General features: G+C 40.0%; 11 protein-coding genes. 2 read left to right on the forward strand and 9 right to left on the reverse strand.

Annotation, left to right across the window (positions count from 1 at the left end; all coding sequences use genetic code 11):
• The first annotated feature begins 120 nt into the window (after window positions 1–120).
• A complete protein-coding gene (locus tag D3873_RS11555; RefSeq protein WP_119884152.1) occupies window positions 121–1,836 on the forward strand; it encodes an ABC transporter ATP-binding protein in 1,716 nt (571 codons plus the stop codon).
• A gap of 309 nt (window positions 1,837–2,145) precedes the next feature.
• On the opposite strand, the gene hflX is transcribed toward D3873_RS11555, so the two are convergent.
• The 9 genes from hflX to D3873_RS11600 form a co-directional block, all read right to left on the reverse strand.
• A complete protein-coding gene (gene hflX / locus D3873_RS11560) occupies window positions 2,146–3,417 on the reverse strand; it encodes a GTPase HflX (protein ID WP_119884153.1) in 1,272 nt (423 codons plus the stop codon).
• 11 nt (window positions 3,418–3,428) lie between these two features.
• Complete coding sequence (locus D3873_RS11565) at window positions 3,429–4,061, reverse strand: TetR/AcrR family transcriptional regulator (RefSeq protein ID WP_162920190.1); 633 nt, start codon at window positions 4,059–4,061, stop codon at window positions 3,429–3,431.
• Window positions 4,061–4,858 (reverse strand): DUF2705 family protein, encoded by a 798-nt coding sequence (locus D3873_RS11570; protein WP_119884155.1) that lies wholly within the window; start codon window positions 4,856–4,858, stop codon window positions 4,061–4,063. Before D3873_RS11570 ends, D3873_RS11565 begins: the two co-directional genes overlap by 1 nt.
• The gene (locus D3873_RS11575) at window positions 4,848–5,741 is read right to left on the reverse strand and encodes an ABC transporter ATP-binding protein (RefSeq protein ID WP_119884156.1); all 894 of its coding nucleotides are present in this window, start codon (window positions 5,739–5,741) and stop codon (window positions 4,848–4,850) included. Before D3873_RS11575 ends, D3873_RS11570 begins: the two co-directional genes overlap by 11 nt.
• Before the next feature lie 141 nt (window positions 5,742–5,882).
• The gene (putP, locus tag D3873_RS11580; RefSeq protein WP_119884157.1) at window positions 5,883–7,367 is read right to left on the reverse strand and encodes a sodium/proline symporter PutP; all 1,485 of its coding nucleotides are present in this window, start codon (window positions 7,365–7,367) and stop codon (window positions 5,883–5,885) included.
• Between the two features lie 269 nt (window positions 7,368–7,636).
• Entirely contained in the window at window positions 7,637–9,070 is a 1,434-nt protein-coding gene (locus D3873_RS11585; RefSeq protein WP_205536266.1) for a helicase HerA-like domain-containing protein, read from the reverse strand.
• Window positions 9,071–9,484: 414 nt separating this feature from the next.
• A complete protein-coding gene (locus D3873_RS11590) occupies window positions 9,485–10,420 on the reverse strand; it encodes an HD-GYP domain-containing protein (protein WP_119884158.1) in 936 nt (311 codons plus the stop codon).
• Window positions 10,421–10,559: 139 nt separating this feature from the next.
• Entirely contained in the window at window positions 10,560–12,107 is a 1,548-nt protein-coding gene (locus D3873_RS11595; protein ID WP_119884159.1) for a flotillin lipid rafts scaffold protein FloT, read from the reverse strand.
• Between the two features lie 12 nt (window positions 12,108–12,119).
• Window positions 12,120–12,632, reverse strand: a complete 513-nt coding sequence (locus D3873_RS11600) for an NfeD family membrane protein (protein ID WP_238473783.1) — start codon at window positions 12,630–12,632, stop codon at window positions 12,120–12,122.
• A gap of 154 nt (window positions 12,633–12,786) precedes the next feature.
• Here D3873_RS11600 and D3873_RS11605 point away from each other — a divergent pair, with 154 nt between their 5' ends.
• A complete protein-coding gene (locus D3873_RS11605) occupies window positions 12,787–14,883 on the forward strand; it encodes an MMPL family transporter (protein WP_119884161.1) in 2,097 nt (698 codons plus the stop codon).
• Window positions 14,884–14,924: the final 41 nt, after the last annotated feature.

Genomic DNA, 14,924 nt, shown 5'->3' on the forward strand with positions numbered 1-14,924 from the left:
GTTTCTATCGTAAAAAAACAACTTTTATAGTGTACCTTCCCCGAAAAGTATTGTCAAAAACCTCTCTAAACCAACATTTGAGGTATAATTTTTAAATAGAGAGAGAGTGAGGTCAATTCTATGTTAAAAAAATTCTTTTCTTACTATAAACCACACAAACGATTGTTTTTAATTGATTTTTGTAGTGCTATATTCGTAGCACTTTTAGAGCTAGCATTTCCAATTGCTGTACAAGAATTTATCGATCAACTTTTACCATCGGGAAATTGGGACATCATTGTCACCGTCAGTATTTTGCTGTTCATTGTGTATTTACTAAGTACGTTTTTGCAGTTCATCGTGAGCTACTTAGGACATAAACTAGGAGCCAACATTGAAACAGATATGCGAGAGCAGCTTTTTACGCATGTTCAACGACAGTCGTTTCGCTTTTTTGACAATACGAAAACTGGCCATATTATGAGTCGCATCACCAATGACCTTTTCGACATTGGAGAACTGGCGCATCATGGACCAGAGGATTTTTTCATTGCCATCATGACCTTTATTGGCGCCTTTGCCATCATGTTTCACATTAATCCGGAGCTTGCAATTGTAGCCGTCGTTACGCTGCCGTTTCTAATAGTTCTTGTTACTGTATCTAATTTCAAGATGAATGCAGCTTGGCGAAATATGTACGGTCGAATTGCAGACGTAAATGCTCGCGTGGAAGACAGCGTTTCTGGAGCCCGAGTTGTCCAATCGTTTACGAACCAAGCATTTGAAATTAAACGTTTCCAACAAGATAATGGGCAATTTCGTCTAGCAAAAATTGCAGCCTACAAGGTAATGGCTGGTACGCACTCCAGCATTTATATGATGACGCGTCTCATCACCTTACTGGTTTTAGTATTCGGCGCATGGTTTACGTACCAAGGAACACTTTCATATGGAGAAATGGTAAGTTTCGTTCTGTATGTAAATGTCTTAATTAAGCCTGTCGATAAAATTAGTGCTTTACTTGAACTGTATCCAAAAGGAATGGCCGGCTTCCGCCGCTTCTTGGATATATTAGAACAGGAGCCAGAAATTACAGACTCTCCTCAGGCAGTAACGGTCTCATCGCTTAAAGGAAATATCGATTTTCACCATGTAAGCTTTGGATACGATGACACACAACAGGTTCTTTCTGACATCGACTTATCGATTCAGTCAGGACAAACCATTGCATTTGTTGGACCTTCTGGAGCAGGAAAAACAACGATCTGCTCACTCATCCCTCGGTTTTACGATGTAGATGAAGGATCCATCACCATAGATGGAATAGATACACGAGACATGACTTTAGAATCGTTGCGATCTCAAATCGGAATCGTTCAACAAGACGTGTTTTTATTCACTGGGACAATTAAAGAAAATATCGCCTATGGAAAAAAACATGCTACCGAAGATGAAATACTAGAGGCAGCTAGAAAAGCTCATTTAGAAGAATTCATCCAAGATTTACCGTTAGGATACGAAACGCAAATTGGAGAACGAGGGTTAAAATTATCTGGAGGACAAAAACAACGTCTTGCGATTGCTCGAATGTTCTTAAAGAATCCGCCTATTCTCATATTAGATGAAGCAACATCTGCGCTCGATACGGAAACAGAAAAAATCATCCAGCGATCATTAGAGGAACTTGCCGAGGACCGAACAACACTTGTGATTGCACATCGTCTTGCTACAATTCGCGGCGCTGACCGAGTCATCGTGGTGACAAAAGACGGTATCGCCGAAGATGGGAAATATCATGAACTCCTTGAAAGTGGCGGAATTTTCGCCAACTTACACAACATCCAATTTGAATCGTAATAGTGAAAGATACATCGGGTGAAACTGCGGCGTTTCTTGAAAAATCGCACCAAATTTCCGAGAATCGCACCAGTTAGACCCGCAATCGCACCGCATTTGTGAACGAGGAACTAGAATAGTAAATGTGCATACGAATAATACCCGATCTACACTAGTATTTTGATATTTCCTTACGGATCATTTTCGACTTTGTCGAAAATCTCTTTATTTCATCACAACATCTTCTGATCGAAGGTGTTACGGCGGCATGAAGAACTCAGCATACACAAAAAAGGTTTTCCAACGACAAGATCATTGGAAAACCTTTTTCTATTCATTAAGTACGTATTCCTTATATTTGTCGTAATCGGATTGTTTTACTTCTACTTTAAGCAGCGTTCCTTCTTCCATATATTCAGAGGAAAGGATTGATGCGTTTTCATTTAAATACGAAACGATTTCTCCTCGCTCATAGGGAAGGACCATTTCACAAACAACATAATCCGCGAACAAATGCGCGCGTATTAAATCGATCAGCTCTGTTAAACCTTTCCCTTCTTTAGCAGACAACCAAATGGTATCTCCTTTTACAACAGGGTAGGGTTCATTCGCTAAATCTGCTTTGTTCATCACTTGAATGGTTGGAACATTTTCTACTCCTACTTCTTGTAAGGTTTCGTTGGTCACTTCCATCATAAATTGGTGCTCATGGTGAGACATATCCACAACATGCAACAACAAATCGGCATCTTTCGCTTCTTCTAAAGTGGAGCGAAATGCTTTTACTAGATGATGGGGAAGCTTACTGACAAATCCTACCGTGTCGGTTAATAAAAACTCTTTTTGGTCAGGTAATTGAATATGGCGAACAGACGTATCGAGCGTTGCAAAAAGCATATCTTTCTCGAAAACTTTTTTCGCATCCGACTGTCCAGTCTTCATTAACAGGTGGTTTAACAGAGTCGATTTCCCTGCATTCGTATATCCAACGATTGATACGACCGGGATACCGTTTTTCTTCCGCTGCTTTCGCTGTGTTTGACGTTGCTCTTTTACGTGCTCTAAATCTTTTCGTAGTTTGGCGATTTGATCTTCAATTTTACGGCGATCGAGCTCCAATTTCGTCTCCCCAGCACCACGGTTTCTAAATCCGCCTCCTGTACCACCACCTTGTCTACTCAAGGATGCACGTAGACCAACTAGACGAGGAAGCATGTATTGAAGTTGAGCAAGTTCGACCTGCATTTGCGCTTCTTTCGAGTTGGCACGTCGACCGAAAATGTCCAAAATCAGCATTGTCCGATCAATCACTTTACATTCCAAATCGCCCTCCAAATTTCGGATTTGCGACGGGGAAAGCTCATCGTTGAAAATCACGATATTTGCATCCATTTCATCGTAAAGCGCTTTAATTTCGATGATTTTCCCTGTACCCACATAGTGCGATGGGTTAATACGTTCTAAATTCTGTTCTATTTTACCAACGACTTCCACGTCAATTGCTTGTGCTAAATTCATCAATTCTTCCATTGAATACGCAAAATGTGCATCATTTTTCCGATTCACTCCAACGAGAATGGCTCTTTCTTGTATCGTTTCCATCCAGACACCCCCTATTTCGTATATATCCCATTTTGTAGCATATCCAGAAATGTATCCACTTCATCCATCACTTTTTCTGGTGATTCTACTAATTCCTGTACCCTATTTTGATACAACTGTATCACATGATTGGAAATGGAATCCAATACAAGGCGGATGTACGTGGTAACTACTTCTCGATCTAATCCTTCTCGTAGGGGGGCTTTTTCTAACTTTCGAAACAGTGCTTGATCACTAAACGACTCTATTTCACTCGATTTTTGTGCTAAAAGTTGATGGATTTCGTGTTGCAACTCAATAGGAGGTTGCAGAAATGACGTCATCATAAACGCATAAGCATCGGGTTTTTCTAAAGCTACACGTATTTTATTCCCAAGAAAAATCCGAATTTCCTCAAAAAAGTCTGCTTGCTCGTCTGCTTGCTCTTGCTTCTTAAGATGGGCTACTAATTCATCCGTTGCGTCCTCGAGCAACAGGAGAAACAGCTTTTTTTTGGAATGAAAATAATGAAAAATCAGCCCTTTGGAAACATTTGCTTTTTCCGCAATCACGTTTGTAGACGTATTTTTGTACCCTTTTGTCGTAAATTCTTGAAGCGCTACTTCCGCTATCTTCATTTCTTTTTCTTCTGTAAATTTGCTCATCACACCACAATATCCTTGCGCATAAATTGCCATCTTGCTAGTAGGATACCGACCACACTCACTACTACTAGTACCAGAATATACTCCCACCGGAAAGTTTCATTCGCCAAAATTGTGGATGCATCTACATAGAAAAATGGCGACAAATACGCTAATTTCTCAAGTGATTCCGAGATGGAGGCAGCGATATTTAAAAAATACGTTCCTAAGACGATTGCCAGCACCATTGCGGTGGTTTGACGTTGTTTACGAAAGAAGGAAGAGATCCCAAACGCCAAGTAGGCAAACGTGAGATGTAAGAGAAACGGCGCGAACATCAGTAACCAAAACTCTGTTGTCCGAAACGCAGATTCTTCTGCCAGTTCAAATCCTATCGCCATCACTACTGTCAGAAACACATTAAAGCAAAGTATTACAACACCAATCGCTGCTGCTTTTTGTGCCACAATAGAGCTTCTTGAAATTGGTTTGGCCAATAAAAATTCAATCGTTTTATCACTTTCTTCTTTTACTAGCATATTTCCGCCTAACAAACTGGCGAATATACTACCAAACAAAGTTACGAACATATACCCTTCTATTCCGTAAAATCCTAATGCCGTTTCAAAGCCAAGTGACTCAATATTAAAAGCTTTCAGCATCGCTTCCGGGTAAAGTTGAATGAGCTCTTCTAATTGCGCTTTGTTTGCCGCAAATTGTGGATAAACACTTAATATTAATACGCACATTGCACCGAGTGAGATCGCCCATAGCCAAAGAGACTTTTGCGCTCGCTTCCATTCTCTTTTAAAGACCATTTGAGTCATCCTCCTTGTAATAGTGCATGAAAACTTCTTCTAATGATGGATCTTCGACGGTAATATCATCAAATTCCACCTCGTGTAAAGAAAGCATTAAATCTTTTACATTTCCTTTGTACAGAAAGGACATCGACGTGTCGCTTTTATGCTGTTCAATCATTCCTGGTAAACTTTGCACGTGAAGTTCTTTTTCATGGGAATGAAGTGTCACTTTCTTCACCGTGTCTTTTCGCATATTATCCATGCTTTCAATTGCAGCAATTTTTCCTTCTTTTATAATAACGACACGGTTACACAGTTTTTGCACTTCATTTAAATAATGAGAAGAAAAGAAAATAGTTGTGCCTTTGTCACGTGCTTCTTTTAATAACTCAAAAAAAGTCGATTGCATCAGTGGATCCAATCCAGAAGTTGGTTCGTCTAATACCAATAACTCTGGCTCATGCATCATCGCGAGAACAATTCCCACTTTCTTCTTATTCCCAAATGATAAATCTTCCACTTTCCGAGTCGTATCAAGCTTTAGACGGTCTGCTAACGTCAAAGCATGCGTGAGAGAATCGTGGGAATAAAAACCTGCTGAAAATTTCAGCATTTCCTTTACCGTTAAATCTTCATAAAAGTGAACCTCAGAAGGTAAATAACCGATTCGTTTTTTCAACTCAACATGATGTTGTGCAGAATCGAGACCAAAAATTTCTGCTTTTCCAGAAGTTGCATGCAAGAAATTCAATAACGTACGAATTGTTGTACTTTTCCCTGCCCCGTTCGGTCCTATAAAACCTACAATTTCTCCTTTTTCAACGGAAAAAGTGATATTTTCCATTCCTCTTGCCTTGCCATACATTTTTGTTAATTCGTGAAAGGATAGTATAGACATGTGCTCACCCTCCATTGACCATATGGTCAGTTATTACTTTCACTATACTCCAAGTTGACCATATGGTCAACAGAATTTATTCGTCGTATATTTACTAGCAAAAAAGGCAACCCATTAATAGGGCTGCCTTTAGGTAATCGATTATTCTTTTGAATGAACGAGCGCTACTGCCTCATCAAATTCTTTTTCCAATTCTGGTTTTGGTTTGTACGTCATTAAACTTACAACCCATGCAACGAGCAAGCAGAGAATGAATCCTGGAATGATTTCATACAGCATTCCAGACAATTTCTCACTGTTACCCCAAATGACGACTACAACTGCACCTACAACCATCCCAGCTAACGCGCCCATAGAAGTGAGTTTGCGCCAGAATAGTGAAAGTAAAATAATTGGTCCAAACGCTGCGCCAAATCCTGCCCATGCATACGCTACTAAGTCAAGAATCGTTTTGTTTTGCTCCCATGCAAGCGCCATTGCCACAATAGATACGACAAGTACTGCTAAACGGCCAAGTAAAACCATTTGTTTATCTGTTGCATTTGTTTTAATAACTGCTTTGTATAAATCTTCGATTAACGCCGAAGACGTGACAATTAATTGAGAAGAAATCGTACTCATGATCGCTGCTAAAATCGCTGCAAGCATAATTCCCGCAATGAATGGGTGGAATAACACTTGCCCCATTGCGATAAAAATAGCTTCTGGATCTGTTAAAGTCTCATTTGGATTTTGTTGGAAGTAAGCAAGACCAATTAAGGCTGTTGCTAATGCACCTAATAAGCTGATGATCATCCAACCAATACCGATACGACGTGCTTGCTTCGTTTCTTTTACCGTTTTAATTGCCATGAAACGAACAATAATATGCGGTTGACCGAAATAACCAAGGCCCCACGCTACTGCGGAAATGATTCCTAAGAACGTTGCACCCTCTACAAGATTTAATTGTTGTGGATCCACTGCACGGATACTTTCAGTAGCACCATCAATTCCACCAACGACGAATATCCCTACTGCTGGAACTAAAATTAATGCTAAGAACATGATTAAACCTTGCACAAAGTCCGTGTAACTTACTGCTAAGAAGCCACCAAATAACGTGTAAGCTATAACAACTGCTGCAACTACTAACAGTCCTGTTGTGTAGTCAAAGCCGAATGATTCTTGGAAGAATACTCCTCCTGCTACCATTCCAGAAGATACATAGAACGTAAAGAATAATAAGATAATAATCCCTGAAACAATACGTAATAAGCGAGAATTATCTTTTAAACGATTCTCTAAAAAGCTTGGTATTGTAATGGAATCATTGGAAACCTGTGAATACGCACGTAGACGTGGTGCAACTAGTAACCAGTTTAAGTACGCACCAACAGTTAGTCCTATTGCAATCCATGCTTCTACTAATCCGGAAGCATAAATTGCTCCTGGTAAGCCCATTAGTAACCAACCTGACATATCGGAAGCTCCGGCTGAAAGTGCCGTTACTGCTGGTCCAAGAGAACGACCACCTAACATATAGTCATTTAAATTTGCTGTTCTACGGAATGAATAATATCCGATCGCCAGCATCGCGATCATGTAAAGTACAATTGCAATTGCTTGATACACTGCATCAGACATAAAAACTACCCCTTTCTGAATTTAGTTCTTTATAATCATAACATGTCTTGACAGGTCACCCAACCCTAGAAGGGCAATTCCAAGGCTTTTCTTGCAGAATTTCACCGTTAAATGCGGAAACTTTCTAGATAATGGAATATAGTTGTAAAGTCTTACCTTTTTATTCATTATCCCCCAACGGAAATGAATTAATTCCTTCTAACGCATCCATCGTTTTCATTCATCAGCAGACTAAAAATGAAAGGTTAGCCATTTACTCGGTTTCAACGTTACCGTTTCTTTAAAGCTCCGAAAATACCTCTTACTAACTCACGTCCAATTTGTCTGCCAACTGTTTGAAGAAGAGAACCAGCGGCTTTTTCCAATTCGGTTTTCTTTTTTGGAGGCACTTTAGGCGTATGTTTTTTCTCACTCAGCACTTCTGGTTCTGGAATTCGTTTTGCCAATGTTTCATACGCAGAGTCCCGATCGATCGACTGGGCGTATTTTGGACGAAGGGAAGAATTTTCTATCGTACTCTTTTTTACTCCTTCATCCACGACGCCTATCAGACTCTTGGGAGCATATATCATCGCTTTTTGCACTTCTAACGGTCTCCCTTTTTCATCTAAAAAAGAAACCAATGCTTCTCCAACACCTAGATTCGTCAATTCTTCTTCCACATTCAACCGCGGGTTTTTCCTAAATGTCTCCGCAGTTTGTTTAATGGCTTTTTGGTCTTTCGGCGTAAAGGCACGTAACGAATGTTGAACGCGATTTCCAAGTTGCGCTAAAATTTCGTCCGGCAAATCAGTCGGATTCTGAGTAACGAAATAAATGCCAATTCCTTTGGATCGAATGAGTCGTACGACTTGTTCCAATTGATCTCGAAGTGATTTAGACGATTCTTCGATGATTAAATGAGCTTCATCGAAGAAAAACACCATTTTAGGTTTCTCAAGATCTCCGGTTTCCTGCAACTCTTCAAAGAGCTCGGAAAGAAGCCACAACAAAAAAGTGGAATACAAAATGGGAGAAGAGAATAGTCTTTTTGCCGAAAGAATATGAATGATACCTTCTCCTTCACTTGTTGTGTTAATTAAATCATGAATGGAAATGGCGGGTTCTCCAAAAAACACGTCCCCTCCTTGCTCTTCTAATTGGAGCAAGCCACGTTGAATCGCACCAATAGATGCAGAAGAAATATTTCCGTATTCTAAGCGCAATTCTTTCGCTTTTTCCCCCACTAGTTGTAGTGCTCCACGTAAATCTTTTAAGTCGAGTAACAGTAATCCTTCATCATCTGCCACTTTGAAGACAATCTGTAAAATACCCGTCTGTGTTTCATTTAACGAAAGCAAACGCGCCATTAACACAGGACCGATTTCCGACACCGTTGTTCGTAGAGGTATTCCTTCCTCTCCAAAGACATCCCAGAATTCTACTGGGAATGAACGGAAGGAGTGATTCGTAATCCCCATTTCATCCAAGCGAGATTGAAGTTTGTCTGACATCATGCCAGGTTGAGCTAAACTTCCCAAATCTCCTTTTATGTCGGCTAAAAAAACTGGAATGCCATTTTCACTCAATCGCTCTGCCATCACTTTGAGTGTAATTGTTTTTCCAGTACCAGTTGCCCCAGCAATTAATCCATGCCGATTCATCATCGATGAAAGTACGCCTACTTCCTGCTCGCTTTTACCGAGTACATACATGTCTTGCATCGCCTCACTCCTCTTCAAAACCTCTTTATGTTTTATTCGACAAAAAATCTGTAAATCCTTTTCTACCAAGCTTCCTATGTATGGTAAATCTGCTTTCCTCCATAGAGCTTTACGTGATTTTTCGGCACAATAACTCGACATTCATTTTTATCATGTCAGACTGTGATTAAAGTGCGGAGTCGTTTTACTAGATACCCACTTGCTCCGAGAAATAGGTGCGCAAAAAAGTAAAACGATTTATAAAATTCCAGTACAAAAAGTTGCCTATCAGCGCAAATCTCTCTATAGGCGCAAATGACCATTCTATCAGCGCAACCTTTTTCGATACGACCCGTATCGTACTCTCGGAATTCGACAAATAAAAAAATGCCGTGCACATGAAGTGCGCGACATTTCCATTTGTTCTATGTAGGTTTATAACCAGTTATAGTCGATTTCTTCGAGCATGTGTAAAAATTCATCTAGGACAGTGGGATGAAATTGCGTTCCCCTTCCACGCTTCATTTCTTCGATTGCTTCTTCCATTGTCAGGGCATTGCGGTACACTCGATTTGTTATCATCGCGTCAAAAGCGTCGACAATTGATACAATGGACGCTTCTATAGAAATCTCATCTCCTTTTAAACCATTCGGATATCCTTTTCCATCATACCGCTCATGGTGTTGTTCAACGATGAAGGCACAATCGTGTAACCAATCTATCTCGTGGTTTCGTATAAGTTCCGCTCCGAATGAGGCATGTTGTTTCATTAACTCCCATTCCAAGTCAGTGAGCGGTCCTTTTTTATTCAGTATATCCAACGGAATTTTTAGTTTTCCAATATCGTGAAAGTAGGCACCCCAGCGTAGGTTTGATGCCCCTTCTACCGGTTGATTTAAACGAGTCCATAATTTCAATGAGTAATCTTTTATTCGCGTGCAGTGGTGGTAGGTGTATCCATCCACTTTTTCAATGGCATTTGCATCTCGTTGCACTGCGATTGTTTCAAAAAAGTCTTTTATGTATTCATCCTTCGACATTTCGATTAAAATTTCTGTTTCATTCTCAGCATAACATTCCGTTAAACCATCGATTATGGATGCGTCAATCGTCTCACCAGGTTCCACTAATTTTTCGAACGCTGGATTGGACACTTTTAACGATCCCGCTAACACAACGTATCGTTCTTGTAATTCTACATTCTCTTTCGGGTTGTAGTAAAACCAAAATGATTTCCCAGCTCGCAATGTAAATAAACCATAGGACACTTCATCACTTGAACCGATATAGATCGTATGTGCATGTCCCAATTCAACCGAAAAAAGGGATGAATTTTCTTTAATATGCGTTATTTGATTGCGTGTAAGCATGAGAGCACCTCCCCGAAAACAGTTGCAATATAAGTCTTCTTCCTACTGTAACGCTTTTTTTCCAACATGTCATTAGTGAATTTCAATAATTATACAGAAAAACCCTCCTTTTTGATGAAGGAGGGTTCGACGCATTTAATTAAATAGATACGGTATCTTCTTCTTTTTCTGTGTCTTTGGATGTTCCTTCAGAGGAATTTAAGCCGTATGCAATGCGATCAAGACTTGGTTTAATTGTTCCTTTGCCAGAATAGTTTTCCAGCATCTCTTTCACATCGATTCCAGAGGATGCTTTTAAACTCTCTTGTAACGTCGCCATTAAGTTTGTCGCATAGCCAGTGACTTTGTTTGCTCCGCCACCTTCGCCTCCACCTGTATCGACGACGGTAATTTTGTCGATGTTTCCAAGTGGTGCAGAAACTTGCTTCGCATATTCCGGTAACATTTTCACAATCATGTCGAGCACAGCCGCTTGACCATACTGCTCGAATGCTTCCGCAATTTTCCGTTTCGCTTCGGCCTCAGCAAGACCTTTTAGACGGATAATATCTGCTTCTGATTCCCCTTGTGCGCGTTCAGAGTCGGCTTTTGCCATACCATCTAAACGAACTTTTTCCGCATCTGCTTTCGCTTTTGCTTCGATACGATATTTTTCTGCGTCCGCTTCTGCCATTTCACGTGCTTTAGCTGCTGCTGCATTTTGTTCAATTGCATAACGATCTGCGTCCGCTTTTTTCTTCACTTCAGAATCGTATTGACGCTCACGACGTAAAATTTCTTTCTCTTCTAGCTCAATTTGTTTTTGACGTTCAATAATTTGAATTTGCATTTCTTGTTCTGTTACTTCTTGTTTCGAACGAGCCGTTTCTAATTCATACGCTTGGTCCGCACGAGCTTTTAGCGTATCTTGCTCTCTTCGATATTCAGCTACTTTTAATTGATTTTCTTTTTCTGCTTCGGCGATTTCTGTAGCACGCTCTAATTCTGCACGTTTTGCATCTTTATCTGCCTCTGCACGTTTAATCCGCGTTTCTTTTTCTGCTTCCGCCGTAGCAATGTCTGCATCTCGCTTCACTTGCGCAATACGGGGTTTACCTAACGAATCTAAGTAACCATTTTTATCACGTACATCTTTGATGGTGAATGAAACAATCACAAGACCCATCTTCGCTAAGTCTTGAGAAGCGACTCGTTGCACTTCTTGGGAGAATTTATCTCGATTTTTGTAAATTTCTTCGACTGTCATTGAACCTAAAATCGAACGCAAGTGACCTTCTAATACTTCTTTTGCTTCATTTTCACGGTCTTCTTTGTTTTTCCCTAAAAATTGCTCGGCAGCTGTCGCAATTTCTGCAATCGAACCACCAATTTTGATAATGGCTGTTCCGTCTGCCATCACCGGAACGCCTTGTTCTGTATATACTTCAGGCGTCGTTACTTCTAATTTGCTCGATAACAGACTAAGTGGTTCTGCTTGTTGAAATACAGGAAATACGAACGTACCTCCACCGCGAATTATCTTAATTCTATTGCCAGATTCATCCGTATGAACAGTTTTTGACCCTAAATAGCTACCTGTTACAATGAGTGCTTCATCTGGTCCTACCGTCCGGTACTTTGCTACATACACCAAAATTATTGCGAGTAAAACAAATGCCACAACACCTAACGCGATCCATAAAGTCATCTTTTTTCCCCCTTATTTTTCTTGGAATGAAAGAATTGGCACATAGGCTTGAACGAGAAATGTTCCATCCTTTACATCCACGATTAATACTTCTTTTCCATACTCTATTTCTTCATTACTCCAACCCGCAGCTCGTTTCGGTACATTTCCGCCACCAGCTTTTACTAGAATTTCTCCAAACCCATCCGAAGGAATTGGTACGATGACGGTTGCGGTTTGGCCAGCTAGCTGAGCGTCGCTATATGCAACAGACGTTTCCGCAGAGGAAAGAGGCACTAATAAGAAATAGTAAAATGCAAACGTAAGAATGCTTGCAATTACCATACTTATGAACACAATGAGCACTTCATTCCAAGAGGTGAGGTAATGAAAAAGAAATCCTCCAGCTGAAGTTAGCGTTAGAAATGCTAATAATGTCGAGAAACTGATAACTCCATCACCTGCGTCTGATAGATCCCCAAAAAACGCATACAATACACTTAGTACTCCACAGATGATCAGAGCATAAAAATAGATTTCTTGCATTCTAACAACTCCTTCCATTTAAGGAAATCCTCTTATAACTTTACTACGAACAACTCCCGATTAAGTTTCACTAAAATTCAAAAAATACCGAAAGAGGACAAACTAGGAAAAAAAGCGTAGACTATTGTCGAATAATAATGAGAGGATTTTTCACATGAAGCAAATAGCATCAGTCGTTACACGTTTTTATAAATCTGTTTTAATCATCTGGCTCATTGCCGCCCTTGCACTCGGTTATTTTGCGAGTCTTTTACCTTCGATATTAGAAGGAGATGGGTTCCGTGTAGATGGCGAACACGAAAAAGTGATGAAGGAATTATCCGAGACGTTTGATTTACCTGAAGAAACGTTATTAGTCGTTTTTAAAAATCAATCCGACAGCGAGATTACTTCTATCTTAAATGACATAAAATCGATTGATGAAATCGATTCCATTCAATCGCCACTGGAGAACGACACTTTAGTAAAAGGTTCTGTTTCCTACGCTATTTTAGAATTACAACCATCCATTCCGCATATGGCGGATGTTGTGCATGAAGTAAATGAAGTAACCTCATCGACAAAAGGAGTAGCTCTTACGGGTGGACCAGCTATTTCAGAGGATATTAATGAGGCAAGTCAAAGCGATTTAGCACATGCTGAAATGATTGGTTTACCGATTGCGGTCATCGTATTGTTATTTGCCTTCGGAAGTTTAGTTGCGTCCATCGTTCCACTGATTATCGGACTGTTTACAGTCGTCATTTCGTTTGGAACACTCTACTTCATTGGTGTTGAACTAGACTTATCCATTTTCGTTTTAAATATTGTACCAATGCTTGGTCTAGCTTTATCAATCGATTTCTCCCTCTTATTTATCAATCGGTACCGAGAAGAACGGAAGAAATCTTCTATTATAGAAGCGATTCATACGACGATAGGAACTGCTGGACGATCGATCATTTTTTCTGCCATCTGTGTATTCATCGGATTAGGCGCAATGCTCGTAATTCAAGTTGAAATTTTTCAAAATATTGCCATTGGTGGCATGGTCATCGTGACAGTTGCAGTACTTAGCTCGTTAACATTGTTACCAGCTGTCATTCGATTAATCGGTGATCGTTTAAATAAATGGACAATCGTCAAAGTGAAAGACGGTGCATCTAATAATTGGCGTAAATTCGCAAATTTCGTGATGCGTCATCCGATCACTATTACGATAGCAGCCGTTATTTTATTAGCCATTGGCATGATTCCTGTAAAAGATATGGACCTTGCCATACCACAAGCAGATGCTCTGCCTAATTCTTTCGAGTCGAGACAGGCTTATGACTTACTGGATACAACGTTCGACTTTGGTTCCACTTCTTCTAACTATTTATTAATAGAAAGAGAGGACGCATGGGATTCAAAAAAGGGATATGAAGAAATAGAACAACTGACAAAAACGTTGGAACAAGATTCACTCGTAAAAGAGTTTTCCACCATTTTTACGGAAGGCGAGATAAAAACTGCAGCGGAATGGGAGCAAGCGATGCAAGTCCCTCAAATAAGCGAGCAGCTGACGCCATTGAAAGAAGTATTTATCGAAGATAACCAATTATTTGTTCCCGTTACGCTATCTGTCGGAAGCACGTCCGATGCTGCAGCCGATTGGGTTCGTGAATGGTCTAGTAAAGATGACATTTCTGTCGCAGGTAACGCTAAATTCAATCAAGAGATCTTTGATGAGATTACGAACAAGATTGCACTAGCACTTGCGATTATTTTAATTTCCACCTTTATCATTTTAATGGTGGCATTCCGATCGATTATTATCCCGTTAAAAGCCATTGTTATGAACATACTGGGACTCTCAGCTACGTTTGGAATACTCGTATTCCTATTTCAATATGGACATTTGGGAATAGACCCAGGAACGATTGCGCTTGTCATTCCTGTCATTGTGTTTAGTTTAGTATTCGGCTTGAGTATGGATTACGAAGTGTTTTTAATCTCCAGAATTCAAGAAGAGTATTTGAAGCACAACGATAACACCCGAGCGACGGTTGAAGGATTAACCAATACAAGCAAAATCATTACCTCTGCCGCACTTATTATGATCGTTATTACTGGAGCTTTTGCATTTACTGATGTTATGCCAGTAAAACAAATAGGAGTTGGGATTGCCATAGCTGTTGCAATTGACGCAACGATAATACGGTTAATGTTAGTACCTAGCTTAATGAAGTTATTCGGAAAATGGAATTGGTGGCTTCCTTTTAAAATGTGACAAATTTGTTATCGTAGAATTATATCTACCCGAAAAGTAAC

The sequence above is a fragment of the Paenisporosarcina cavernae genome, assembly GCF_003595195.1.
Taxonomy (GTDB): Bacteria; Bacillota; Bacilli; order Bacillales_A; family Planococcaceae; genus Paenisporosarcina; species Paenisporosarcina cavernae.